Consider the following 25,302-nt stretch of genomic DNA (forward strand, 5'->3'; position numbering starts at 1 on the left):
CATGAATTGGTTGTACGTATTGGGGAACAAAGCGAAGAAATTAGCACAAGCTACTGACGGACGTTTAGAAATGTACAAGATTAATAGCATGGACAAGTTACTACTCATCAATGCTGTTTCTATTCGGGATACAGCGTCGGTAACAAGTGCTATTACTGACCTCTCGCAATATGCAGAAGTTTATTATTGGGTGATTAATAACACAGATCAGGATATAAAAGTTACGATTCAGCCCGCTGTTGAGAATGATGTCTCCGCAGCCACACCGCGAATTTTTGATGGTGTCCAATGGAAAGATGCTGATAGTCTCATTATTCCACCTGATTCAAACAAAAAGCCATATCTTTTAAACACGGTTGGTGGCCTTTTTGATATATCTTATAAATTAGTGCGATTTTCAGTTAAATCGAATGGAGCTGCCCCAACATTAGGTGCAGTTTCAGTCATTGTGTTTGGGGTGAAGCGATAATGTTTAACAAAAACTGGTTTCGTGTAATTGGAGATTCAGGGAAAGTAATAAAGCAAAATGCAAATGGGCAATTACAAGTTGAGGTTGCAAACACTTTAAATGCAACTGTAGCGCAGACTCCCAAATATCCCACTCCTGCACGGGTAAATCCGAATTTAACCCTTGTGACAAATGGAAAGTTTCCAAAATACATGGATCAAAAAACAGGTCACATGTACGGAAATCAAAGTGCGGCAGTTGTGAAAAGTACGGATTATTGGGAAACGACAACAACTCTGTTTACTATCACCAATAACTACAACCGTATTGAAGCAGTATTTGTGACAGAGAGTGGAAGAGTAGTAGTTTGTCACCAATTAGCAAACGGGCAGGGGGAAGTTTATGTTTCGGATGTGAACCAACAAAATTTCGCAATAGCGTTCACATTTACCACTGGCTTTACTTCTTATCAAATGGGTTTTAGAGTGTGTGGTGAAATTGTTCTTATGACCGCATATGGAACTGGCGGGAAAGAAGTATATATGTCATCTGATAGCGGTGCGACTTGGAAAAAGATTTTCACATACGGAACAGTTACGGATGTCGGTTCAAACAATCACATTCATGACGCTGAGTATGATCCGTATAGTGGTAGAATCCTTATCGCAACTGGAGACAACGGAAATGCTAACCTCTATTATTCCGATGATATGGGGAGTACTTGGACTAAAGTTGCGGCAACAAACGCTAGCTTCTTCCAATACACGCAAATCATCTCTTATGCTCATGGTGTTGTATTTTGTACCGATGGAAAGCCTGATGGGTTCCGTTACTGGAAGCGTCCTTCAGGGCAAACACGAGCGCCTATTTTAGAGGCTGACATTGTTAACTTGAAACTGTTAGACGGTAGCGACGTATTTAAATTCTTTGCAAATAAGTACTCAAAAGTCGACTCTGATACATTGAAAGCAACTCTTGTACCGTGGTGTAGAAACGGAGGCAACGGGGAAGGCGGTGCACTCCTTTACGCTTCGGAAAACGGTACAGATTGGTATGAAATCTGGCGCATGGAAACTACAGGCGGTAACTACGAAGGATTTTATAATATCCTCGGCCCACATGCAGCTGATCCACAGCGACGTATATTTGGTCGTCTTCAAAAGAATAATGGCGGAGCAACTGAGTTGTATTTATTCCAGGCTAGTTTACCTAAGTTCATTTAGGAATCTCAATCGAGGTTCCTTTTTATTTTGAAAATTGACTGATAATATGGATAAACTTATCATAAATACAAAAGTAAGAGAGCGTTGTTCAAGGGTAGGTGACTTTATTGGACGAACTGAAAGTATGGAGAATTGATTACGATGGTTTTTGTCGACATTGTTATCGTAGTTTTAAAGAGGAAGAGGGACTTTATAAAATAGCTGAAACAATACTGTGTTTTGAATGTGCTAAAGATATAAGAGATGCCTTAAATCGTTTAATAGAAAATGGTGAGTATGAAGTATAAGGGTGTTATTTGTTAACAGACTAAATGGTTTTGATTATAGTACAAAAAACCTCTCAATGGTATAGTAATAATAAGTTACGTTTGAGAGGGGATAAAATGTGATTCCTAAAAGTTTAGACGAATGGAGCATTGATGTAATAAAAGAACTACTAATAAAGGGATATCGAGAAACGGAATATTTTGATTTTAAAGAAATGCTCCCTCATCCTAGGGAAGAAGCAGGGAAAAAACGATTGAGTAAGGCATGCTGTGCTTTTGCGAACAGTTCTGGCGGATTTCTAGTTTTCGGGATTTCAGATAGAGGTGAAGTTGATGAGCGTTTAGTTGGAATACCGAAAGATGTGGATTTCCCTGAACATTTTGGCAACTATCCTAATCGTTGTCGCCCAATGGTCGATTGGCAATTTAAGAATCCAGCAATTGAATTAGAAAACGGAAATGTAATTCATGTCATACACATTCCTAAAAGTTGGAACGCTCCACATTGTTATGGGGATGTTGAGTCAGGATGGTTTTTTGCCAAGCGAACAAATAAGGGTGATGAAGGTATGAGTCCAGAGGAAATTAGAACTTCTTACTTAGGATACTATGAGAAAAAGCTTAAGCTTCAACTGTTGAAGGCTGAACTTTATAACATACAAAGTGATGCATCAAGTATGATAATGCCTGAGGAACAAATAGGAACACATTATTCACTCAGCAAGTATGAATTAAGTGTTTTGGAATCAGTATTGAGTGATACCTATACGATTTTAGCTGATAGTGTAGATTTGTTATCTCAATTGTCAATTCTTCGAAAAAAATGTAGAGTCGCGAATACGCAAATCGAAATGTTTCACTCAAAAATGGTTATACCAATTACCAATAGAAGTGAAATTGTTCGAGCGCACAATCTTGATATTAGAGGGAGAGCAGAGGAAATACTAGAGCTTTGCCATAACACATTAGAATTGTTATCTGAATTATAATAAATTTGCTAATGGGTACTTTAATCAGTAAGCCAGTAATGGCTAGAACGGTTATCACCACATATCATTAAAGAGAGCTATCCCTAAGGCTCTCTTTTTGTTTTGTCATAAATAGGTCTATCCGAGAGAGCTTATTGTAGCGCTCTTTTTCTTTTATAGAGAGGAGGGTTCATTATGGATCAAAAGGACTACGAGCGTCTTGCGAAGTTAGAGACGCAGATAGAGAACTTAACAACATTAGTTATTGAATTAAAAACTCAAATATCATCATTTACTCAGAACTTTCCTACACGGCTGGAAGTAAACGAAATGTTCCGTAGTCGTGACCAAGATATTCAAGAGACAAGAGAAGAATTAAAAGAATTGAAGAACGACAAACGAGCAAGTGCAGCACAAGTTGCATCATGGGCAGGTATCGGGGTTGCTATATTGGCTCTGTTTGTTTCGTATTTCAAATAAGAGGAATTGCAATGAAACTTACAAAAAAAGAAATTATTAAACGCCTTCGCAACTGGAAAACAATTGTAGCTATCTTCTCTTTGATTGGTTTAGTGTTAAAAAGTTTAGGGTATGCAGATTTAGAAGGTCAACTTGGACAAATTCAAGATGCAGTTTATACTGTTGGTGCAGCACTTGGTATTTGGACTAATTACCCTTCTACAGACAACATGAAAGAAGGTACTGAATAATGACTTTTACAATGACATATGACAAGCGGAATAGAGAAAACTTAGATAAACTTGCACCAAATACAAAAGCGGCTGCTTATAAGTGGTATCAGTGGTGTATTGATCATGAGATTGATATTTTGATTTATGAAACAATCCGTACAATTGAGAAGCAAAGAGAAAACGTTACAAAAGGTGCTTCTCAGACAATGAAATCATACCATTTAGTAGGTCAGGCTTTAGACTTCGTACCTATTATTAATGGTAAAGATGTTTGGGAAAGTTCAGCCTATAAGAAGGAACCGTTCATTTCTGCCATTCGCTATGCACAATCTATTGGCTTTGAATCAGGACTATTCTGGAGTGGTTTCATTGATAGCCCCCATTTACAATATAATTATCGAGGGTATGGCACAGATAAGGTTTTAGATTCTCCTACACCTGAACCTAAACAGACATTACCTAATGGTATTATTGGGGTTGTTCGTGTAAAAGTTGATGGGCTTAATATTCGTACGGGTACTGGTACTCAATACCCTTCAATTGGTAAAGCGGTAAAAGGTAGAATGTATAACGTAACCGCCAATGTACATGATTGGCACAGGGTTCTTATTGACGGTGTGGAAGAAGCGTGGGTATTCGGAAATGATGGAAAATACTTAGAGTTGGTTCGTTAAAGTAAAAAGCTACTTCATACGGAGGAGGGGTTCTTCTATTCTTATATATTCTTATAGTACTTCTTTAATAATATTGTCATAGCAATCTAATAAATTTAAATATCAGGAAAAACAGTCAGACCCTCCTTTTGTTGTGGTAAAATTTAACTGCCGCATAATAAAGGAGGGAAATGAATGAAGAATTTCTTTTTACTCTTAGTATTCTTATCTATCTTTGCTGTTGGATGCAGCTTCAATCAAACATCTAATTCTAATGCCTCAGTTCAAGGGGAGACTGAGACTCCGAAAAAGCTTGCTACTCTTTCTGAAATTACTCCTCTCGTTAAAGTTGGAATGGGAATGGAAGACATTCATAAAGCAGAGGATAAGTTAAAGGAAAACTCAAAACACTTGCGTGAAATCAGTGATGGATATAAATTATCTGGGGACATCTGGAAGGCTAAAGATGGTTATCTTGTTCTTTTTTATGAAGCAAATGTTGTAAAAGAAATCAAGACGTTCACATCAATTGATGAATTAAATTCTTATGTACGGGATTTAGAATTAGCAGCAGTGCAACAAAAAACAGTAGATACACAAACTAGAACTTGGAATCCCCAACCTGTTTCAATTGGTATGACTAAAGAAGAAGTTTTAACAGAAGGATGGGGTCAACCAAACAAAATAAATCGTACAACAACTGCTAATGGTGTTTCTGAACAATGGGTTTATGCTGGATACAGGTATCTTTATTTTGATGAAACTGGAACCTTAGTAACTATTCAAGATTAATAATTTTAGGTTTCCTAAATAAAAAACCGCTCCATTTCGGGGCGGTTTTAAATACGTTTGAAAACATTAATATTCTATAAATATTATCTTTATCATGTAATATTTAGTTTTTTTGTCGTGAATCTAGAGTTTCAAATTGCTATAATTGTTATATAGTGAAAAAATGGGAGGTTATGGTTATTGAAAAAGGTGTGTGGGGTTTTATTTTTTATTTGTATGGTATTTGTTTTATCGAGTTGTAGTAATGAGACATTCGATAAGGCTGTGGAGAAGGGGAAACTTGCTTTAATTGATGAAGATTATTCTAAGGCAGTGGCATCTTTTGAACTAGCATTAGAAGAAAAGAAAGATAGTAAAATACAAGTTCTACATAAACAAGCAAGTATGATGGTGAAAGCCTTGGAACTTTCTAAACAAAAAAAGGTAGATGAAGCTATTGCTACATACGAAAGGGCATACGAAGTAAAGAATGGTTCATCTGTTGTTGTTCGTGATGCAAAAGAGAGAAAACAAGAACTTATTCAATACAAAGAGAATACGGATAAGATTGGAAAAGAACTTGTTAGAATCCAAGAACTCATTACAAATAAGTCATTTGCGGAAGCCGAAACAGCATTAAACACTTTGCAGCAAGAAACTACTAAAGATGAATCTTTACAAGAAGAAAATCAAAAAGTAAACCAAACAATGGAAAGCTTAAAAACAGAAAAAACTAAATTTGAAGAAGAGCAAAGAAAACAACAAGAAGCAGCGCAAAAAGCAGCGGAGGAGGCAAAGAAGGCAGAAGAAGCAAAGAAGGCAGAAGAAGCAAAAAAGGTAGCGCAGAGTAATAACGAAGAGAACAATAATACTTCTAGTGGTACAGGGAATATTACAAAACAGCAAGCTGAAGAAAATGTAAGAAAATATTTAAATTTACCAGATAATCCAAATGTATTTGTAGAATATGATCATGATTCAGATGAAGGAAATTACATTATACACGCATACCAAGTTGTAGTGGATGATCCTAAGGAAGGTATTGGGCACACTGCAACGTATGGTTGGTATGGTGTTTATCCAAACTCAGGTATTGTTTATAAGGTTGAATTCTAATGTTTAGTTTTCTTCTTGTGTCTCACACAGATAATCTACTTTACATTTAAATAAGGCATAAAGCTGGTGCATATTTGGAGATGAATCACAATTTTTACTAGTGAATCTCTTTCTTGTTTGGTAAAATAAGGTTATCCAAACTTTAGGGGGGCGATACTATGTTACATTTTGCAGGTGATCCAAATCCCGGTGGTGGAATAATTTCTGTTTCAGGCGACCCAGATCCAGATCCGGGTTGTGGAATAGTCTCAACTTTAGGTGATCCAGACCCGAATCCGGGCTGCTAATTCATTGAAATAAACATTGCATAACATGAAAAAACCGCCTCTGATAAAAGGAAGCGGTTTTTTCATGTTATTATGTAATTTTTATTTGTTAGTTCTAATAACAATATGTCCTTCTAATTTATAATCCGTCTCACCAGTTTCAATCTTTTCGTCATATACATTAATCTTATACTTACCGCCTTTTAAGCTGACATCGAGGTAAAGGTTTTCTTCGTTTGAAATTTTATTTAAGATATATGCCTTGCCTCTTTTAAAATTCTGCTGGGGTACGTATCCAACATGTAAGCCATAGATATACACAGCAATGGCTTGTGGATCATGTTCGTTTTCTGGTTCAGGTTGCAAAGAACACTCAGAGAAGGTATCAGTATTATCGTATTGGAAAATGCGCTGGTCAAAGGTCTCTTCTAGAATCTCTTTATTTGTCATTCCTTGATATTGCTCATCAAAAGATATTCCGCCCTCTTGCTCCAACTTGATTGCTTTCTTGATTTCTTTTTGTCTAAATGCAGTACCCGCTATGTAAAAATCAATATACTCAACATATGCATTCTCTTCCTCGTAAGTTCGAGAATAAGATGTTTCAGAAACTAGAACAGGGGCTTTTCTTTTTTGCACTAAAGCTTCTGAATTGACTTGCGATTCTTCTTTACTCACTGGTGCGCTCTCTTGAGTGATGATTTCTTCTTTCACATCTTCGCGAACATTAGTAATAGGATTTTTAGTAACTTCAGATTTAGTTGTTATATTCGTAACAGTCTCAATAACAGGTTGATTGGTAATACTTTTAACTTCTTTCTCCTTATTTTTTTGCTGTTTCTTATACTGCTTAAATTCTTGTTTTGTGACTCTAAATTTTTCACCGGTCACAACATTTTTAACTAAATAAGTTTTTGCAACACCTTCTTTGATAGCTAAATAAATGAAAAATAACCAAAAGGATATTGTAAGAGTGGGAAGAAATAATAAAATTGCAGCTACTGCCAACCCAATATCTAGTCTAGAGAACTGCCGTTTTAAAACTAATCTCTTTCCAGTGGCAGTTTCTGCTTGTTGTATTTGTTGCATCCCGATAATATCAAAACTCACTCGAATTCCCCCTTATATATTGTGATATTAAGTATAACAGAATAAAAAGGTAAATTTTACATGTTTTTGATATTTTACTAGAGATAACAAAAAAAAGGGGAGTTACATTTCTGCACCCCCTTTGACGTAGTTCTCATTTCCCCGAAAAAGAAGGGAGGAGGCAAGTGTTTATGTTGGTTGCTGTAAATCACATTTACGTTCGACCTCCGTTTTTCTGTTCGGGAGGATTAACTATATTGATTATTTTATGACCTAGGTCATAATCTATCTTTGTATTATCATGTCTAGTATTTGACAAAAGAATGACAAACATTTTTTTATTCCAATTAAAGGTATTCAGTGAAAGCATTCCTGAGATTACTCCTGCATTATAATAACGTTCGGGGATAATATAGTAGCCCATTCCATACGTGTGTTTAACAGGTGTAAACATAAGTGCAATACTTTGTGGGGATAACAATTTTCTGGTAATAATAGCTTTGTTTAACTTATACATATCATGCGTCGTCGAATACATGTTTCCGCATCCATATGCCCAAAGGTCTAAAGGAGCACCCATCGAAACAAGTCCCTTTTCTGTTCTTACATATCCTTTGGAGATATTTAGAACATCTTTTTCATTTGTTAAAATCCCAGAATTAGTCATTCCAGCAGGGGTGAAAATGTGTTTTGTTACGTATTGCTTTAATGATTCACCCGATAGCTTTTCCACAATTGAAGCTAAAATAATATAATTCTTATCACTATATAACCAATCTGTCGATGGAGGAAATGCGAGATTCTGCTCCCCAATCCATTTCACTAAATCCGAAATAGAACTTGGCTTAAAAGATTTCTCACTAGAATTATCCCCCTTTATTCCTGATGTGTGAGTCAACAATTCAAACAAAGAAATATTTTTATCTTCTGGGAAAGAGGGAAGGTACTTGTGAACATTATCATAAATATCTAGCTTTTTTTGTTCCTGAAGTTGCAAAATGGATACGGCTACGACCGTTTTTGTAATAGAGCCAATATAATACTTTGTTTGTGCTGTATTTTGAATTTTTTTCGTAAAGTCTGCATAACCATATCCTTTATCAAGTATCGTATCACCATTCTGAATAACAAGAGCGGTACCATTAAATTTTTGACTTTGCAAATATTCATCAATTTTTTGTGTAAGTTCCTTTTTCCTCTCAGCTGGCGGTTTAATGTCGTCAGCCACACCAGCTGCACTTATAATATTGCCTTTATTTTTGGAATATGTGAGATAACTAGGGAATTTAATAAAAAAACACAAAGTGGCTACTACTAATACAAATATGGCACCTGAAATACTGACTATTTTGTTCATGAGCGTTTTCTCCCTTTGCAACTTATTTGTATCTTTTATATGGGGATAATCTTAATTATAATTTTTTACTTTGGATGTACATAAATGATTATAATATAAAAAATATTGCCCTCATAACGTTTATTAAATATTTTGAGTGACAAAGGATAGTGGAAGTTCTAGAAAATAAGTAAGATAAGCTATGTTGTAGCTTCTAAACTAAGGTGATCCTTATGCTCTTTTAGAGAGGAGTTGCATGTTCCAACATAAAATAAACTAAAGAATTATAAATCAAGGCATAGTCAGTTAGTAAATGTCTATAGTTATTTTTTTATTGCATGAACAAAATCTTTGACATATTTTTAATTTCTCTTACCGATGTGTAAAATACGTTAATTATTGAGAAAATTGATAAAGAGGATGAGAAAGCTAAGACTGCAAGTAATTCTCTTCCCTCCGTAGTTGATGAATTGATAAAATTAAACGATTTAGTAGAACAAGGTATCTTATGTGAGGAAGAGTTTAAAGTACAGAAAGAAAAGTTGATGCCTATCATAGTTTATAAAAACAAAAAAGGAAACGATATACGGGGACGTGTATTTCTTTCTTCTTTGTTTTGTGTATTTAGACTCTATTTATGTCATTTATAAATTAATGTATGTTTATTAAAGACGATAATTTAAAGACAGTTAAAGAATTACCATGCTATTACAACCTCTATAAATGTCATTATTAATTAGATAAATACCCTATATGACTAGTATAAATCGGTTTCGCGCTTAAAAATTGTACCTGAGGAGAGATATTGGCGCTATGTGTGTTTAAAATTCGGGTGATTAAAGTCTAATTTCTGTACTTATCATATAATTTATTTATAAAAAACAGAATATTTTGACAATTTAAAACTCATGTTATACAATGCCTGTGTACCATATTTATTTAAGGAGGATATATCATGGCAAGGAAACCTTGGAAAAAACCTGAGGAGGAAATTTTAAAAGAATATTTTGCTAATGAAGAATGGGAACAGCTTTTAAAAAGATTGCCTAATAAAACAGAGAAACAAATATTAATGAAGGCAGATAGAATGGGACTAGAAAGGGAAGATGAACTAATTGAGATCTATTATGACGAAGAGAAAACTGCGTGGGTTGAATCAAAGAAATCTTATTCAAGCGATCGTATTTGGCGTACAGATTTAATATATCCGTGTAGCAAGGGTATGTCGTTTACTGAAGTACAGGAACTTTTTGCTCTCCATGTACAAAACGTATTTTATGATCGTCTCGTTAAAGCAGAGTACATGAAGCTGCTACAACTCTTTAATGTTGATCGGGACAAAGAACTATTACAGTTTGTTTGGGACGTAGTGCTTAGGAACTTTGTAGGTAAGGAACTTGAAAATCATGAGGAACGTCTAGAAAAGGTTATTGAATCAATTAGAGCAAGGAAGAAAGAACTAAAAGAAGAAGCAGAACGAATGAACAATAATGTATAAATAATGAAATATCATATAATTTATTTAATAGAAATTTAAGATGTTACTACTTAAGATATTTCTAAAGGGAGGGGTATCTGTGAAAAACAACATTGAGTATAAGATTAAAGTGGAACCTGCTGAACCTGATCCTAAGACTGGTGAAGTTCCAACTTTTGAAGATCTATTGAATAGTGATGAATTTAAAGAAATCGTCAAAAAAATAATCTTTAGTTGAGGTATAGTACCACTTTCTTTTTAGCAAAGAGTTAAATTGAAACGGGAGGAAATAGTAATGACTAAAGTAAACAAACCAACTGAATTTATAATTAAACCATCTTCTAATTCAGCCAATTATCAGAGATTAAGAAATATTGTTAAATTTATGATCATCGAGGATATTAAAAGAGATTTGGCAGAGGAGAAAGAAATGGAACGGAGGAACAACAATAAACAAGATAATATCATATAATTTATTTAAATAAATTTAAGAAGATCATCACAGATGTGTATGGTCTTTTTATTTTTCATTTTCATTCTATAAGTATCAAATATTCTTTTATTTAGAAGGTGTTATAAACAAGTTGTTCAAAACCTCATAATATAAATGCAATAAATAATAAAAGACCACTAGGATTAATGTTCTTAGTGGTCTTTTTGTTGCTGTATATGGACTATTACATCTTCAATACTACAATTCAATGTTTCACAGATATCATCAATAACCTTCATTGATATAAACTCATCTTTGCTGATTTTAGCGATTGTAGCAGAGGAAACATTAATTAACTTTTGTAGATCAGTTTTTGACATCTTTTTTTTATGAAGAGTAGCCATTAACGGGGCATAAGAGATCAAAACACCAACCTCACTTTCTATATAGATTATATAAGTAAAACCTTTAGAAAAGTATACTATATCTTTAGAAAAATAAAAATATGGTATTGACATGTGTGTTAGCGAAAGTGTATTATATCTTTAGAAAGTTAAAGGTTACTTCTGTAAAAATAAATATAAGGGAGAGGTTGGAATGGAGAAAACTAAATCCGTTAGAAACAGAGGTTCTGTCTACAACTTACATTTGGTGGAGCTAGGTAAGGAATTCGAAGTATATGCGGATATTACATTGCCAATTTCAATCAAGGTACACGCTAAAGATCATGAGAATGCAATGGAGAAAGTTATGTTAGAACTAGATGACGGCTTCATTACACATGCAATGCTCACGTTAGTTATGGCTGGTGGCAAAGTGATTACACCTAATGTTCATGATGCCAATGTAGAATTTAGCAGCGTGGAAACAAGCGTGTTCTCAGAAGAGGATTAATTAATACTACATAGTGGATTATCACAAGTTTAGGGTACATCTTTGAAAAATCAATAAAGATGTACCTTTCTTTAACTATGCTCAAATTCAGGGAAGGGAGGATATCAAAATGAAGCCGGGACATATTGAACAGTTTGAAGAGTTTTCACAATTCCGTGACCTTAAAAATTTCAATGACCATATTGAAATGTGGATGACAGATATAAAAACAGAGTTTACAAAGTCTGAATTAGTGGCTTTAAAACGTCTTATTCGATTCTGTGCAAAAGTAGCTGGTGTATGCAACGCTAAAATCCAGACAATTGTAGCTGCAACCCATAAAGATGACGTAGGCATTTCTAGATCATCATTTGAGCGTATGCTTCGGAAGGCAAAGAAGTGTGGTATGGTCACGATTCATAACACTTTTTTAAAAGGGAAACAAACTCATAATGTATACGTGTTTCAACCTTATCCAGTAAAGGAAAATCCTCATTCTATTCACTCTGACGTACAGAATGCAGAGAAAATTGAAGGAGCAGAAACTAGACATCTTTCTAAAACTAACAACCAAAATATTAATAAACGTAAAGAGGACGTTCCTGTTCACAATAAATCAGGAAATTTAGAACATGCAGAACTAAATGCTGAATTTGTTTCTGATCGAGTGCCTAAACAATTTGTGGACTTAGCTAAATGCTTTTGGAACAACGCTAAGACAATTGAATCATTGTGGCAACGTGTAGAGGTTTGTGCTTACAAAAATGCGTATGAGCATGATATTGATGTGAAGGTTGATACGGGTATCCAAAGCCTGAAACAAATGGTGAGAGGGCTTAAAATAAATGCTATTAGAGGTGATTACAAGGGATATTTCTATGGGATTATGCAGAAGAAGTTTGAGGAGCGATATTTCGAGGATATATGGGAAATGGAGAATAGTTGTGCTTGAGTCGTGAAATAAAAAATACCACTGCTGAATTTTACCTCAGAAGTGGCATGTCAAAAGGGTATATGGAAACCTTAGACAACTCCAATAACCTTATTTTGCGGTCACAAAAATGATCACAAAATGCTTATAATTGCTTTAGTAACGCTGTTTTATTGGTCACAAAATTGGTCACATTTTAGGTCACTAAAGCTACTTTTGAGTGCCCCGAAACCCTTTAAAATCAAGCCCTCCGTGTATGATGCGTATACCGGACAAACGCGCGATGTAAAAACACTATCTGGCGGCGAAAAGTTTAACGCATCTCTTTGTCTGGCGCTCGGGATGGCAGATGTGATTCAATCTTATGAGGGAGGCATTTCCATCGAAACGATGTTTATTGATGAGGGCTTCGGATCTCTTGATGAAGAATCGCTTGTAAAGGCAATCGACACGCTAATAGACTTACAAAAGTCGGGTCGTCTGATTGGTGTAATTTCCCACGTGCAAGAGTTAAAACATGCGCTTCCAGCTGTTTTGGAAGTAACAAAACAGCTGGATGGCTGTAGTCGAACACGGTTTGTGATACAGGTATAGTCATATGCAACAGAGGTACACAACTAGACCGCACAACAGTTTAATAAGATATTTACTACTCCTGGGAATTCGTAATGTTCGATGAATAACGAATAAAAAACTTTATCCATCTTGTAAATGAATCCTTCTTTTGTCTATGTTTTGTTTTTTAATTAGAAATAAGATGAACCTTGCCATTAGTTGGCAGGGTTTTCTTCATCTATCCATATATCCTCCATATGCATTTCTAATGCTTTAGCAATACGCATACATATAATCAATTCAAAATACACTAGTGTGAATACTTTATACAACTCCATAACACATCAAAGGGAGTGCATCTTATGAAAAGAACTGCTGAACTTGTTACTGGATTGATTGGTGGAATTTTAGGATTACTTATAACGGGATTCTTATTCTTAATGCTTATATTTGACCCGTACATTTATTCAAATGATGCCGATACTCAATTTGGTGTGCTAATTCTAATTTTTGTGTATTTTATAATGCAATCTGCCTCAATAGTTTTAAGTTGCTTTGTCAACAGAATCAACAATGTTGTTTATGGAATCATTATGATTGTAATTGGTACGATATTATTGATTTTGTCTATGTTCGTTATGTTCATCCCATCATTACTACAGATTATTTCTGGATGTGTAGCATTTAGGACGTTGAGAAATAAGGAGAATTCTAATGATATTCAGTATTAATTAAGTGAATAAGGCTTACAAAAGTCGGGTCGTCTGATTGGTGTAATCTCCCACGTGCAAGAGTTAAAACATGCGCTTCTAGCTGTTTTGGAAGTAACGAAGCAGAAGGATGGCTGCAGCCGGACACGATTTGTTATACAAGTATAATCATACTGACTTACGTAACCGCTTATCCCTAGAATGGATATTATTAAAAGGAAACAAATCAATAAAATCAATTACTATTTGGTAGGCAAGAAATATTAAATGAGGAATGAGTTTACAAATCATTTCTAACTGATTACTCAGGAGTAGTGCTTCTCTGGAGCTCATCGATGAATCCTGCCGTCAAACCTAATTTCAGCAATACGCATACACACAATCAACTCAAAATACTCTATTCCAGACTGATAATTTCTTGTCGTTTCATATATCAATATATAACTTGTTTTTCAATGTTACACTAGAGATTGGCAGAAGGATAAGGTATGCTGAAAGAGAGTACAGCCTTTTTATATTTAATGATTGATGTTATTTCATAGACAGTATTTAAGAAAAGCACCTTACTTTTTTACGCTTTAAGAAAGTATAAATTCCCAGCTAGAAGTTCATTCGACGCAGTGAGGAATTTTAGGAACAAAGTATAAGTGCAACTACGCCTCTGTCTTCGCCCGAGAACAGGGTTCGCCAATCGACGAGTTTTCTTTACACTGTAAGAAAGTATAAATTTCTAGCTAGAAGAGCATTCGACATAGCGAGAAATTTTAGGAATACAGTATAAGTGCAACTACGCCTCTGTCTTCGCCCAAGGGCAGGGTTTGCCAATCGGCGAGTTTTCTTTATAACAAGATAGTGAAGGACGAGGGCTGCGGTATTACAAAGGAAAAATTGAGTCGTCTTGGGGAACCATTTTACTCAAATAAAGAAAAAGGTACAGGTTTAGGTCTTATGGTATGCTTTAAAATTATTGAAGAGCATAAAGGGAGAATAGAAGTTGACAGTGAGGTAGAAAAGGGAACGACGGTTACGATACATCTGCCAATAGAAGGAATGAATTCTATAAGGGAGAATTAGAATTCAGACATTGTATCTGTAGCCGAACAAGGTTTGTTATATACATGAAAGAAAAGACTTTTAATTATAAACCGTATGTATATGTAACGTTACTATTTACTTATTGCGAAACTCCTTGTAATCTTATGTTTGAATCATAAAACTTTTAAGAAAAACAAAAGAAAGAGACAGGAGTATACGACGATGATTAAAGCAATCTTTTTTGACCTTGATGATACGCTTCTTTGGGATCAAAAGAGCGTAGCGGAAGCTTTTAAGGCAACATGCCAAGCCGCACAACAAAAATACGGAATCGATCCTGAGGCGTTTGAAGAAGCGGTTCGCAAGGAAGCAAGAGAGCTGTATGCCTCTTATGAAACGTATGAATTTACACAAATGATTGGTATTAATCCATTTGAAGGACTATGGGGGAACTTCCTAGACGATGATGATAATTTCCGTAAAATGAAGGGAATTGTTCCGACATATCGAAAAGATGCGTGGACGAAGGGACTTCAAGCATTTGGGATTAATGATCCTGCATTTGGTGAAGAGCTAGCGGAAATGTTCCCTGCACAGCGCCGTAAGAGTCCGTTTGTATATGATGAAACATTCCAGGTGTTGGATGAGCTAAAGGGAAAATATCAGCTACTATTATTAACAAACGGCTCACCGGATTTACAAAATACAAAGCTTGATATTACGCCTGAGTTGGTTCCTTATTTTGACCAGATCGTGATCTCTGGTGCTTTTGGAAGAGGTAAGCCAGATCCATCCATTTTTGAGCACGCCTTAGAATTAATGGGTCTTCAAAAAGATGACGTGATTATGGTTGGCGATAATTTAATGACAGATATTCTTGGAGCGTCTCGCGTTGGAATTACGTCCGTTTGGATTAATCGTCATGATAAAGAGCGAAACGAAGTAATCCCTAGCTATGAAATTAAGCATTTAGAGGAATTGTATCCTATTCTTGCTGAGCTTAATAATAAATAAAAAAACGAAAGGACGGACAGGCTCGGCAACTGTCCGCCTTTTTGTTTTTCTATTTTACACTGTAAGAAAGTATAAATTTCTAGCAGGAAGACAGTTTGATGTAGTTGGAAATCTTAGAAATCAAGTGTAAGGGCAACTACGCCTCTGTCTTCGCCCAAGGGCAGAGCTCGCCAATCGGCGGGTTTTCTTTATCCAGTTCGCTTTTTGTCTAGCTCCTGAAGTCTTGACACTAGCTGTTCAAATAACAATCTATCATTTTTGTCTAAGGCTTCGTCAATTTGCCGCTTAACCCTTTCTATTTCCTGCTCATGTGAAATTTTTTCAATGAGGGCTTCAGCTGCTCTTGCGTGACGTTCTGATTGCTCGTACAAATGAATGGAATCAGCTTCAGGAGAGTCTAGCATTTGTAAGTAACGATGATTTAATAATTTTCCGTAGAAATTTAAAATGAGATTTACCTTTTCAGATGGATTGAGCGTTAAGTCATGTAAAGCTTGTGATGCATCTTCTGTTTTTCGATAACGGTCGTAAAAGGCAAAGCCGCTTTCATCTGATTGCATACTTGAAACAACTATTGTTTTTTCGCGAGGCTTTATTTTATCAACAAAGGAGAGGTTCTCCAAAAGATGAGGACGGTGTATGATAAATTCCAATATTTTGCGTGCGTCCGTAGATTTCAGGCGATGATTGTCTAAAAACCATTTTAAGAAATTGCGCTTTTCTGTTATTGATATCCATTTTCTCATACAAAATTCACCTGCTTTTTTAGTTTGAATGATAGCTGCAAATAGGACTACCTAAAATGATACCATAAATTGGTGAATTTCGTGATGGAAAAGTGAGGAATAAAAAGTGCTTTGTTTCAGTACATTGTTGGCCCGGTGCAGGGGAAAGGTCCTCCGAGCAATGAAGTAAAAGCAATTCATCGTTCGGAGAACTGTCCTCGTTTGTTTACACTGTAAGGGAGTATAAATTTCCAACTAGAAGTCATTCGACGGAGTCGGAAATTTTAGGAATATAGTGTAAGGGCAACTACGCTTCTGCCTTCGCCTAACGGCTCGCCAATCAGCGAGTTTTCTTTACTGAATCAGCTGTGATCCTATCGTGCCATTTATTGAATAGCTAACCGAAATATCCGCGTTCAGTGAATGGGAAACAGAGCAATATTTATCTTTTGATAATGTAATAGCCCGCACTACTTTTTCTTCGGGCAGCTCTCCTTCAAGCGCATATAAAATATGAATGGTTGTAAAGCGTTTTGGATGCTCCTCTGCTCGTGTACCATCTATTTCTATACGGAAGGAGCTCGGGTTGAGACGCATTTTTTGCAAAATAGAAATAATATCAATGCCGGTGCAGCCGGCTACTGCATGTAAAAGGAGTTCTGTAGGCCTCGGACCGCTGTTTTGTCCTCCTATGTCTGTTGCTGCATCCATTTTAATTTCATGTCCTGATGGAGCACTGCCAGAAAAGGACATTTGCCCAGTCCAAGTTATGTTCATTTTCATGTGATTCCCCCTGTTACACTACGTAACATAGTGCTTTACTTTCGATTTCTGTCTGACCGGAGAATCTCGCTGTTTGTAGGTGCGTTCAGAGCGTAATTGCCGTTATTATCGATTGTCACCGTCTTTTTATCATATTCACCGTCTGCATGCTGCTTTTTCTTTACAAATGGATCTTGATTGTTTCCCATGTGTATCACCTCCTGTAATACATAGTATTTGTCAATCATATGTAAGTTTGTCAGGTGAAGATGGCGTAAAATATGGAAGTATTCTCCGTAAACAAGTACAATAATAAAAGCTAATATAAATAAAGGAGATAAATTCATGGTTAAATTTGGTTTAGTTGGTACTAACTGGATTACAGAGTCGTTTCTGCAAGCGGCGAGTCAATTGGATGATTTTTCCCTGACTGCTGTGTATTCCAGAACGAGTGAGCGGGCGACGGAATTTGCCGCAAAGTATGGCGTAACATTAACATTTACTGATTTGGAAAGCATGGCAAAAAGCTCAGAAATTGATGCAGTATATATCGCTAGTCCTAATTCATTTCATGCAGAGCAAGCTATTCTTTTCATGAATCACGGCAAGCATGTATTATGCGAGAAACCAATCGCATCGAATGCTTTTGAAGTAAAAGCTATGATTCAGGCAGCAAAGGAAAACAATGTGCTGCTTATGGAGGCGTTAAAATCTACGCTTGTTCCGAATTTTAAAACTGTGCAGCAGCATATACATACAATTGGAAAGGTTCGCAGGTATGTGGCGAGCTATTGCCAATACTCTTCTCGGTATGATGCGTATAAACAAGGTGTTGTGTTGAATGCCTTTAATCCAGCATTCTCAAATGGTGCTTTGGTAGACATTGGGATTTACTGTATCTATCCGCTCGTTGTATTATTCGGTAAACCGCTTGCGGTACAAGCAAACGGGCTGCTTCTTGAATCGGGTGTTGATGGCGAAGGCAGTATTTTGCTGAAGTATGAAGAGATGGAAGCCGTTATTATGTATTCGAAAATTACAAACTCCACAATTCCTTTTGAGATACAAGGAGAAGAAGGAAATATAAGAATAGATAAGGTAAATACACCAGAACAAGTGGAAATTTATTATCGAAATGGAACAGTAGAGAATATTACACAACCGCAAAAAGGTGATTCAATGTTTTATGAGGCAAAGGAGTTTATTGAACTGATTCAAGCAGGGAAGCTGGAATCTTCCACAAACTCTCATGCTAATTCGCTTGCTGTGATGGAAATTATTGATGAAGCCCGCAAGCAAATTGGTGTTGTGTTTCCGAGCGATAAGAAGGAATAGCTTTATGCTATTCCTTTTGTTTTGAATAGACAGGTGTTTTATTTGCCCGGCAGGGATAGATACGGCGCTGGTTCGTACAAAAAGTGCAGCAGACATTTTGGTTTATACCGTATATATGTGTACGATACTATCTAGAGAATATATCCTTCTAGGTCGCTTATATGAGAAGCTAGGAGCTCTTTGGCTAAAACTGCAGTGATAGGATTAAAAAGAAACGATACACCGTACGGAGTTATATGTCGGAGGGATTGTATGAGAACTTTTTCCAAACCAATAGTTGTAGTAAGTAAGTGTCTAGAATTTGATGCATGTCGTTATAATGGCGACGTTATCTCAGATCCAATTGTAAAAAGTCTAATGCCGTATGTGCGGTTTATCCCCATTTGTCCGGAGGTGGAAATCGATCTCGGAACACCACGGGAAACCATTCGCATTGTGGAGGAGAAGCAGAGTGGGATGCAGCGGCTTGTGCAGCCATCAACTGGAGAAGATGTAACAGATCGGATGCAGCAGTTTGCAGAACGTTTTTTAGGCTCTTTGCCTGATGTAGATGGCTTTCTTTTAAAAAATCGCTCCCCAAGCTGCGGTACACGCGATGTTAAAATATATGCTGGAAGTAATAAATCTCCCAGCAACGGCAAAGGCAGCGGCTTGTTTGGCGGAAAGGTTATAGAGCGATTTGGCCATCTTGCGGTTGAAGAGGAGGGAAGGCTCAAGAATTTTACACTTCGGGAGCATTTTTTTACGAAGCTCTTTACAATTACTGAGTTTAAAGTCTTGAAATCGCAACCAACTATGAAGCGTCTTGTGCAGTTTCATGCGGATCAAAAATATTTGTTTATGGCATATAACCAGACAAAGCTAAAGGAAATGGGTCGAATTGTCGCAAATCATGAGAAGCGTCCGGTGGCAGAGGTGTTTGCTGCTTATGAACAGGCTTTATATGCACTATTAAAGCGAGCGGCGCGTTATACATCCAATATTAATGTTTGTCAGCATATTTTTGGGTATTTTAAAGATTCGCTTAAGAAAGAGGAAAAGGAGCATTTTCTGTCGCTTCTCCAAAAGTATCAGGAGAAGAAAATTCCGTTAAGCAGCGTGTTGACTTTGCTGCGGTCGTGGGCTATTCGGTTTGAAGAACAATATTTACTGAGACAAACATATTTCGAGCCGTATCCTGAGGCGTTGGTGGAAATTACTGACTCCGGAAAAGGACGCGACTACTAAATAAGAAGAGTATCGTCCTTTTAAGTAATCCTGCATTGTTGTAGAACAATGTAGGATTTTTTTTAGACTATTGTACTAGCATACGCTTTACAATAAACTAAGGACATTTTTGCTCAAATTATCTGTGTTGGGGTTCGTTATCATATGCTGTTATGCAGAAATGATAAGGGGTGTGAACGATGGATTTTTCATTAACGAATGAGCAGCAAATGATTCGAGATATGGTTCGCGAGGTTGCGGCAAAGGAGATTGCGCCAAAGGCAGTATACTATGATCAAACGGGTGAGTTCCCGCAAGAGACGTTCCAAAAGTTAGGGGAGCTTGGACTGCTGGGGATTCCGTTTCCTGAAGAATACGGTGGTTCTGGCGGAGATATGATTTCTTATGCGCTCGCAGTAGAAGAAATCGGTCGTGCTTGTGGTGGCACAGGACTCAGCTATGCGGCTACGATTTCTCTCGGAGCAGCTCCTATTTATTATTTTGGTACGGAGGAGCAAAAACAAAAGTATCTGGTTCCAATGGCATTGGGCAAAACCTTGGGGGCATTTGGATTGACAGAGCCTAACGCCGGGTCAGATGCAGGAGGGACACAAACGAGGGCGGTTCTGACTGGTGATGAATATGTAATTAACGGAGAGAAGTGCTGGATTACGAACGCAGAGTATGCCGGGACTGTTATTGTAACCGCTGACAGCGGTGTAGACGAACGAGGGAAAAAACGGATTTCCGCCTTTATTGTGCCCACGGATAGCAAAGGATTAAAGATCTCAAGTCCGTACGACAAAATGGGAGTTCGCGCTTCTAATACTTGCGAAATTATTCTCGACAATGTACATGTGCCGAAGGAAAACATACTGGGAGATCCGTTAAAGGGCTTTAACCAATTTTTGTATACACTAGATGGCGGACGTATTTCAATTGCCGCATTGGCCGTCGGTATTGCGCAGTCTTCTTTTGATAGGGCACTTCAATATTCGAAGGAGCGAAAACAGTTCGGAAAAAGCATTTCAACATTTCAAGCGATTCAGTTTAAGCTGGCGGACATGGCAATGGAGATTGAACTTGCACGGAATATGGTATATAAGGCAGCTTGGCTGAAGGACCATAATAAGCCGTTTGGAAAAGAAGCGGCAATGGCGAAGCTTTTTGCATCAGAAACTGCAAGCCGGGCTGCGAATCAAGCGGTGCAAATTCATGGAGGATATGGCTACATGAAGGAATATGAGGTAGAACGCCATATGCGCGATGCTAAGCTATTGGAAATTGGAGAAGGGACGTCGGAAATTCAACGCTTGGTTATTGCAAGGCATCTCGGGTGTCGATAGGAGGGATGGAGATGTTTTCTAAGCTTCTCATTGCGAATCGGGGTGAAATTGCTGTTCGGATTATCAAAACATGCAAGCGTCTTGGGATTACCACCGTGGCTGTGTATTCAGAAGCAGATGTATCCGCTATGCATGTGAAGCTGGCAGATGAAGCGTATGAAGTTGGAGGGGCGCGTGTACATGAGAGTTATTTAAATCTTGAAAAAATCATTGAGATTGCCAAAAAAACGAGGGCCGAGGCGATTCACCCTGGTTATGGATTACTGTCGGAAAATCCAATCTTAGCCGAGCGCTGTGAGGAAGAGGGAATCGTCTTTATTGGTCCTGCTGCTGATGTGATAGCACAGATGGGAAGCAAAATTGAATCACGCAAAACGATGATACAGGCGGGCGTTCCTGTCGTACCAGGTATCGTTGCTCCTATTCCTACAGCGGAGGAAGCGAAAGAAATTGCAAAATCGATAGGGTATCCCCTTATGCTAAAGGCATCTGCCGGCGGGGGAGGGATTGGAATGCAGGTTGTAGACAATGAACAAATGCTTATCCAAGCGTTTAGAAATAATCAAACACGTGCAAAAAATTTCTTTGGAAACGATGAAATGTACATGGAAAAGCTTGTGACAAATGCGCATCATATTGAGATACAGGTGTTAGCAGATTCATTTGGAAATACTGTATACCTATGGGAGCGCGAATGCTCGGTGCAACGCCGGAACCAAAAGGTGATAGAGGAAGCTCCATCTCCGTTTGTCAGCGAGCAAACGCGGCGTAAGATGGGAGAGATCGCTGTCAAGGCCGCAAAGGCAATCGGCTATAAAAATGCAGGAACAATTGAATTTTTAGTCGATGAGCAGGAAAACTTTTATTTTCTTGAGATGAATACGCGTCTGCAGGTGGAGCACCCCGTTACGGAAGCAATTACAGGTTTAGATCTTGTGGAGCATCAGCTTCGCGTTGCATATGGAGAAGCCTTATCCTTTACGCAGGGGGAAGTAGACAGAAACGGTCATGCGATTGAGGCGCGCATATATGCGGAAGATCCAAAGACGTTTTTTCCTTCACCTGGTGAAATTCAGTTTCTTCAACTGCCGTCATCCCTTCGTATTGACCATTTCCTAGAAGAAGGACTAAGAATTACACCATTTTACGACCCGATGATGGCGAAAGTGATTGCACATGGCGCAAATCGAGAAGAGGCAATGCAGCAGCTGCGAGCGGCTCTTGAAGAAATAAAAATAGAAGGAATTAAAACAAATATTCCGATGCTTTTGCAAGTCTTGCAGGACGAGGTGTTTAAAAGCGGAATATATACAACAAGCTTTGTTTCGAAGCGACTTATCCAAAAATGAATCTATTGAACCGCCCCATTTATAGATGGGGTGGTAAAGCCTATTTTGATTTGAAGAGGGGGTACAGTATGGCAAAGGTATATGCACCAATGGCAGGGAGTGTATGGAAAATTGTTGTAAGTATCGGAGATAGGATCGAAGAAGGTGAGGATATTGTCATTCTGGAATCTATGAAAATGGAAATCCCGATTACTGCGGAGCAATCTGGCAGATTGGTTACATTATTTGTAGCCGAAGGGGATTTTGTGAATGAAGGCGATGTGCTAGCAGAGCTCGAATAGGCAGGTGATAGAATGCTTGGATGGCAGAATATTCGTTTAGACTACATTGCGCCGCATATCGCAACGATTACTCTGAACCGGCCGCAACAGGCAAATGCGTTGTCGATCTCCCTGCTAGAAGAACTGCAGGCTGCCTTGGGACAGGTGAAAGAAGAACGGAAAATTCGTGCTGTTATTATAACAGGGACCGGAGAGAAGGTATTTTGTGCCGGCGCAGATTTAAAAGAAAGAGCTAGAATGAATGAAGAACAGGTACGTCAGGCAGTTTCGATGATCCGCTCGTCTATTAATATGATAGCTTCGCTTCCGCAGCCTGTGATTGCGTCAATTAATGGGATTGCATTAGGCGGGGGATTGGAATTAAGCCTCGCGTGTGATATTCGCATTGCCTCCGACACTGCAATTCTCGGACTTACTGAAACTTCATTAGCCATTATTCCAGGAGCTGGGGGCACACAGCGTTTGCCGCGTTTAATCGGACTTGGCCGTGCAAAGGAGCTTATTTATACTGCAAGACGGATATCGGCAGAAGAAGCTTATCAATACGGATTAATAGAGCATGTTGTATCTTTGGCAGAACTCGAGCAGAAAGCAATGGAAATCGCCGAAAAAATTGTCATTAACGGCCCGATTGCTGTCAAAATGGCGAAACGTGCCATTTCCCAAGGAATCGAAACGGACTTACAATCTGGATTGGAGCTGGAGCGAGAGGCGTATGAAGAAGTAATTGGGACAAAAGATCGGGTAGAGGGACTGCGAGCGTTTAAAGAAAAGCGAAAACCGTTGTATAAGGGGGAGTAGCACATGCTAGAGCAGCAAAAACAGATGACGCTGAAAGAACGAATAGAGAAAACGAAGCAAGGCGGTGCAAGTAAGTACCATGAACAAAATAAGGAAAAGGGAAAACTATTTGTTCGTGATCGGCTTGTATTATTGTTTGATGATCAGGATTTTACAGAAGATGCGATGTTTGCAAACTGCGATAGTGAAGATCTTCCAGCGGACGGTGTTATTACGGCAATTGGAAAGATTCATGGTCGTACTGTTTGCGTAATGGCAAATGACTCTACTGTCAAGGCGGGTTCTTGGGGATCTCGTACAGTGGAAAAAATCTTGCGTATTCAAGAAACAGCAGAGAAGTTGCGTGTTCCTCTTCTTTATTTAGTTGATTCTGCTGGGGCGCGTATTACAGATCAAGTCGAAATGTTTCCAGGTCGACGAGGTGCAGGACGTATTTTCTATAACCAAGTAAAGTTATCAGGTAAAGTGCCGCAAGTTTGTTTGTTATTCGGCCCGTCTGCAGCAGGAGGCGCATATATCCCTGCGTTTTGCGATGTCGTCATGATGGTCGAGGGCAATGCATCAATGTACCTTGGATCTCCGCGTATGGCAGAGATGGTTATCGGCGAAAAAGTAACACTTGAAGAAATGGGAGGCGCACGTATGCATTGCTCCGTATCTGGTTGCGGTGATGTGTTATGCAAAACGGAAGAAGAAGCGCTATCACTCGCCCGCCAGTATATTGCGTATTTCCCAAGTAATTATTTGGAAACAGCACCGTCAGTAGCTCCCCAAGATTCGAAAATATTTGAAAAAAACCTTGAGCAGATCATTCCACAAAATCAAAATGCTCCTTTCAATATGATGGACCTCATTCACCGTATTATAGATGAAGATACATTTTTTGAAATTAAAAAGCTGTTTGCGCAGGAACTTATTACAGGCTTAGCACGAATTGATGGAAAACCGATTGGAATTGTAGCGAATCAATCTCGCATAAAGGGTGGTGTACTGTTTCAAGATTCTGCGGATAAAGCTGCTAAATTTATTGCGCTTTGTGATGCATTTCATATCCCTCTTTTGTTTTTGGCTGATGTACCAGGATTTATGATTGGTACGAAAGTAGAGCGAGCGGGTATTATTCGACATGGTGCCAAAATGATTGCCGCTATGAGCGAGGCAACCGTGCCGAAGATCTCAATCATTGTCCGTAAAGCGTATGGAGCCGGGTTATATGCGATGGCCGGTCCTGCATTTGAGCCAGATTGCTGTTTAGCTCTTCCGACAGCATCGATTGCCGTGATGGGGCCAGAAGCAGCTGTAAACGCTGTGTATGCAAACAAAATTGCTGCTCTTGGAGAGGAAGATCGAGCAGCTTTTGTAAAGGAAAAACGAGAAGAATATAAAAAAGATATTGATATTTATCATCTTGCATCTGAGATGATTGTTGATGGCATTGTCCACCCCAACCAACTGCGAGAAGAGCTTATTCGCCGTTTTGATGTATATAGGAGCAAATATCAAATATTTACAGAACGTAAGCACCCAGTATATCCAGTATAAGCAAGTCCTCTCTCCGGACTTGCTTTTTCACACTATAGGAAAGTTTAAATTTCAAGCTAGAAGTCATTCGACATAGTCGGAAATTTTAGAAATACAGTG

Annotated in this window: 30 protein-coding genes and 2 pseudogenes; 26 read left to right on the plus strand and 6 right to left on the minus strand. The window is 37.9% G+C overall.

Going from position 1 to position 25,302, the window contains the following annotated elements; translation table 11 throughout:
- Position 1: 1 nt before the first annotated feature.
- The 10 genes from AAHB12_RS15940 to AAHB12_RS15990 all read left to right on the plus strand — a co-directional run bounded on the left by AAHB12_RS15940 (position 2) and on the right by AAHB12_RS15990 (position 6,424).
- On the plus strand, positions 2-469 hold the full coding sequence (locus tag AAHB12_RS15940) for a hypothetical protein (RefSeq protein ID WP_342045997.1): 468 nt from the start codon (positions 2-4) through the stop codon (positions 467-469).
- The gene (locus tag AAHB12_RS15945; protein ID WP_342045998.1) at positions 469-1,671 is read left to right on the plus strand and encodes a hypothetical protein; all 1,203 of its coding nucleotides are present in this window, start codon (positions 469-471) and stop codon (positions 1,669-1,671) included. The genes AAHB12_RS15940 and AAHB12_RS15945 overlap by 1 nt, the downstream gene beginning before the upstream one ends.
- 107 nt (positions 1,672-1,778) lie before the next feature.
- On the plus strand, positions 1,779-1,958 hold the full coding sequence (locus tag AAHB12_RS15950) for a hypothetical protein (RefSeq protein ID WP_342045999.1): 180 nt from the start codon (positions 1,779-1,781) through the stop codon (positions 1,956-1,958).
- 98 nt (positions 1,959-2,056) lie between these two features.
- Positions 2,057-2,926, plus strand: coding sequence for an AlbA family DNA-binding domain-containing protein (locus AAHB12_RS15955; RefSeq protein WP_342046000.1), 870 nt, complete (start codon positions 2,057-2,059; stop codon positions 2,924-2,926).
- Between the two features lie 174 nt (positions 2,927-3,100).
- Positions 3,101-3,385, plus strand: coding sequence for a hypothetical protein (locus AAHB12_RS15960; protein ID WP_342046001.1), 285 nt, complete (start codon positions 3,101-3,103; stop codon positions 3,383-3,385).
- 11 nt (positions 3,386-3,396) lie between these two features.
- Positions 3,397-3,615 carry a hypothetical protein gene (locus tag AAHB12_RS15965; protein WP_342046002.1) on the plus strand — a complete coding sequence of 73 codons (219 nt, stop codon included), beginning with the start codon at positions 3,397-3,399 and terminating at the stop codon, positions 3,613-3,615.
- A complete protein-coding gene (locus AAHB12_RS31830; RefSeq protein ID WP_446715571.1) occupies positions 3,615-4,271 on the plus strand; it encodes a M15 family metallopeptidase in 657 nt (218 codons plus the stop codon). The genes AAHB12_RS15965 and AAHB12_RS31830 overlap by 1 nt, the downstream gene beginning before the upstream one ends.
- A gap of 174 nt (positions 4,272-4,445) precedes the next feature.
- Positions 4,446-5,042, plus strand: a complete 597-nt coding sequence (locus AAHB12_RS15980; RefSeq protein ID WP_342046003.1) for a hypothetical protein — start codon at positions 4,446-4,448, stop codon at positions 5,040-5,042.
- Positions 5,043-5,222: 180 nt separating this feature from the next.
- A complete protein-coding gene (locus tag AAHB12_RS15985; RefSeq protein WP_342046004.1) occupies positions 5,223-6,137 on the plus strand; it encodes a hypothetical protein in 915 nt (304 codons plus the stop codon).
- A gap of 158 nt (positions 6,138-6,295) precedes the next feature.
- Positions 6,296-6,424, plus strand: a complete 129-nt coding sequence (locus AAHB12_RS15990; RefSeq protein ID WP_342046005.1) for a hypothetical protein — start codon at positions 6,296-6,298, stop codon at positions 6,422-6,424.
- An 81-nt stretch (positions 6,425-6,505) separates the two neighbouring features.
- Here the strand turns inward: AAHB12_RS15990 and AAHB12_RS15995 are convergent, their stop codons facing one another.
- Positions 6,506-7,513, minus strand: a complete 1,008-nt coding sequence (locus AAHB12_RS15995) for a hypothetical protein (RefSeq protein ID WP_342046006.1) — start codon at positions 7,511-7,513, stop codon at positions 6,506-6,508.
- A gap of 193 nt (positions 7,514-7,706) precedes the next feature.
- On the minus strand, positions 7,707-8,849 hold the full coding sequence (locus tag AAHB12_RS16000) for a serine hydrolase domain-containing protein (RefSeq protein ID WP_342046007.1): 1,143 nt from the start codon (positions 8,847-8,849) through the stop codon (positions 7,707-7,709).
- Between the two features lie 934 nt (positions 8,850-9,783).
- Between AAHB12_RS16000 and AAHB12_RS16005 the strand changes: the two genes are divergently transcribed.
- The 3 genes from AAHB12_RS16005 (at position 9,784) to AAHB12_RS16015 (ending at position 10,777) form a co-directional block, all read left to right on the plus strand.
- Positions 9,784-10,326, plus strand: coding sequence for a hypothetical protein (locus tag AAHB12_RS16005; RefSeq protein ID WP_342046008.1), 543 nt, complete (start codon positions 9,784-9,786; stop codon positions 10,324-10,326).
- A gap of 79 nt (positions 10,327-10,405) precedes the next feature.
- Complete coding sequence (locus AAHB12_RS16010) at positions 10,406-10,543, plus strand: hypothetical protein (protein WP_342046009.1); 138 nt, start codon at positions 10,406-10,408, stop codon at positions 10,541-10,543.
- Between the two features lie 57 nt (positions 10,544-10,600).
- Positions 10,601-10,777, plus strand: a complete 177-nt coding sequence (locus tag AAHB12_RS16015) for a hypothetical protein (RefSeq protein ID WP_342046010.1) — start codon at positions 10,601-10,603, stop codon at positions 10,775-10,777.
- 173 nt (positions 10,778-10,950) lie between these two features.
- Here AAHB12_RS16015 and AAHB12_RS16020 read toward each other — a convergent pair whose 3' ends face one another.
- Entirely contained in the window at positions 10,951-11,256 is a 306-nt protein-coding gene (locus AAHB12_RS16020) for a helix-turn-helix domain-containing protein (RefSeq protein WP_342046011.1), read from the minus strand.
- Between the two features lie 79 nt (positions 11,257-11,335).
- On the opposite strand from AAHB12_RS16020, the gene AAHB12_RS16025 reads away from it, so the two are divergent.
- The 6 genes and pseudogenes from AAHB12_RS16025 to AAHB12_RS16050 all read left to right on the plus strand — a co-directional run bounded on the left by AAHB12_RS16025 (position 11,336) and on the right by AAHB12_RS16050 (position 15,856).
- Positions 11,336-11,632 (plus strand): hypothetical protein, encoded by a 297-nt coding sequence (locus AAHB12_RS16025; RefSeq protein WP_342046012.1) that lies wholly within the window; start codon positions 11,336-11,338, stop codon positions 11,630-11,632.
- Between the two features lie 109 nt (positions 11,633-11,741).
- Positions 11,742-12,563 (plus strand): hypothetical protein, encoded by an 822-nt coding sequence (locus AAHB12_RS16030; RefSeq protein WP_342046013.1) that lies wholly within the window; start codon positions 11,742-11,744, stop codon positions 12,561-12,563.
- Between the two features lie 231 nt (positions 12,564-12,794).
- Positions 12,795-13,136 (plus strand): annotated as a pseudogene (locus tag AAHB12_RS16035) (SbcC/MukB-like Walker B domain-containing protein); the annotation flags it as partial.
- Between the two features lie 323 nt (positions 13,137-13,459).
- Positions 13,460-13,828 carry a hypothetical protein gene (locus AAHB12_RS16040; RefSeq protein ID WP_129726459.1) on the plus strand — a complete coding sequence of 123 codons (369 nt, stop codon included), beginning with the start codon at positions 13,460-13,462 and terminating at the stop codon, positions 13,826-13,828.
- 837 nt (positions 13,829-14,665) lie between these two features.
- Positions 14,666-14,881: pseudogene (locus AAHB12_RS16045) on the plus strand (ATP-binding protein); the annotation flags it as partial.
- Positions 14,882-15,064: 183 nt separating this feature from the next.
- Positions 15,065-15,856: an HAD family hydrolase gene (locus tag AAHB12_RS16050; protein ID WP_129726458.1), complete on the plus strand. Its 792-nt coding sequence runs from the start codon at positions 15,065-15,067 to the stop codon at positions 15,854-15,856.
- Between the two features lie 188 nt (positions 15,857-16,044).
- On the opposite strand, the gene AAHB12_RS16055 is transcribed toward AAHB12_RS16050, so the two are convergent.
- The 3 genes from AAHB12_RS16055 to AAHB12_RS16065 form a co-directional block, all read right to left on the minus strand.
- On the minus strand, positions 16,045-16,602 hold the full coding sequence (locus AAHB12_RS16055) for a YpiB family protein (protein WP_342046014.1): 558 nt from the start codon (positions 16,600-16,602) through the stop codon (positions 16,045-16,047).
- Between the two features lie 333 nt (positions 16,603-16,935).
- Complete coding sequence (locus AAHB12_RS16060) at positions 16,936-17,364, minus strand: OsmC family protein (protein WP_342046015.1); 429 nt, start codon at positions 17,362-17,364, stop codon at positions 16,936-16,938.
- 35 nt (positions 17,365-17,399) lie between these two features.
- The gene (locus tag AAHB12_RS16065; RefSeq protein ID WP_165350687.1) at positions 17,400-17,552 is read right to left on the minus strand and encodes a hypothetical protein; all 153 of its coding nucleotides are present in this window, start codon (positions 17,550-17,552) and stop codon (positions 17,400-17,402) included.
- A gap of 136 nt (positions 17,553-17,688) precedes the next feature.
- On the opposite strand from AAHB12_RS16065, the gene AAHB12_RS16070 reads away from it, so the two are divergent.
- The 7 genes from AAHB12_RS16070 (at position 17,689) to AAHB12_RS16100 (ending at position 25,203) form a co-directional block, all read left to right on the plus strand.
- Positions 17,689-18,678, plus strand: a complete 990-nt coding sequence (locus AAHB12_RS16070; protein ID WP_342046016.1) for a Gfo/Idh/MocA family protein — start codon at positions 17,689-17,691, stop codon at positions 18,676-18,678.
- Between the two features lie 252 nt (positions 18,679-18,930).
- Positions 18,931-19,905, plus strand: coding sequence for a YbgA family protein (locus tag AAHB12_RS16075; protein WP_342046017.1), 975 nt, complete (start codon positions 18,931-18,933; stop codon positions 19,903-19,905).
- Positions 19,906-20,084: 179 nt separating this feature from the next.
- The gene (locus AAHB12_RS16080) at positions 20,085-21,230 is read left to right on the plus strand and encodes an acyl-CoA dehydrogenase (protein WP_129726453.1); all 1,146 of its coding nucleotides are present in this window, start codon (positions 20,085-20,087) and stop codon (positions 21,228-21,230) included.
- Between the two features lie 11 nt (positions 21,231-21,241).
- Positions 21,242-22,579: an acetyl-CoA carboxylase biotin carboxylase subunit gene (locus tag AAHB12_RS16085; RefSeq protein ID WP_129726452.1), complete on the plus strand. Its 1,338-nt coding sequence runs from the start codon at positions 21,242-21,244 to the stop codon at positions 22,577-22,579.
- 68 nt (positions 22,580-22,647) lie between these two features.
- The gene (locus AAHB12_RS16090) at positions 22,648-22,860 is read left to right on the plus strand and encodes an acetyl-CoA carboxylase biotin carboxyl carrier protein subunit (RefSeq protein WP_342046018.1); all 213 of its coding nucleotides are present in this window, start codon (positions 22,648-22,650) and stop codon (positions 22,858-22,860) included.
- A 12-nt stretch (positions 22,861-22,872) separates the two neighbouring features.
- Positions 22,873-23,661, plus strand: coding sequence for an enoyl-CoA hydratase (locus AAHB12_RS16095; protein ID WP_342046019.1), 789 nt, complete (start codon positions 22,873-22,875; stop codon positions 23,659-23,661).
- Positions 23,662-23,664: 3 nt separating this feature from the next.
- Complete coding sequence (locus AAHB12_RS16100; protein ID WP_342046020.1) at positions 23,665-25,203, plus strand: acyl-CoA carboxylase subunit beta; 1,539 nt, start codon at positions 23,665-23,667, stop codon at positions 25,201-25,203.
- Positions 25,204-25,302 lie beyond the last annotated feature (99 nt).

This window comes from Bacillus sp. OTU530 (genome assembly GCF_038440375.1).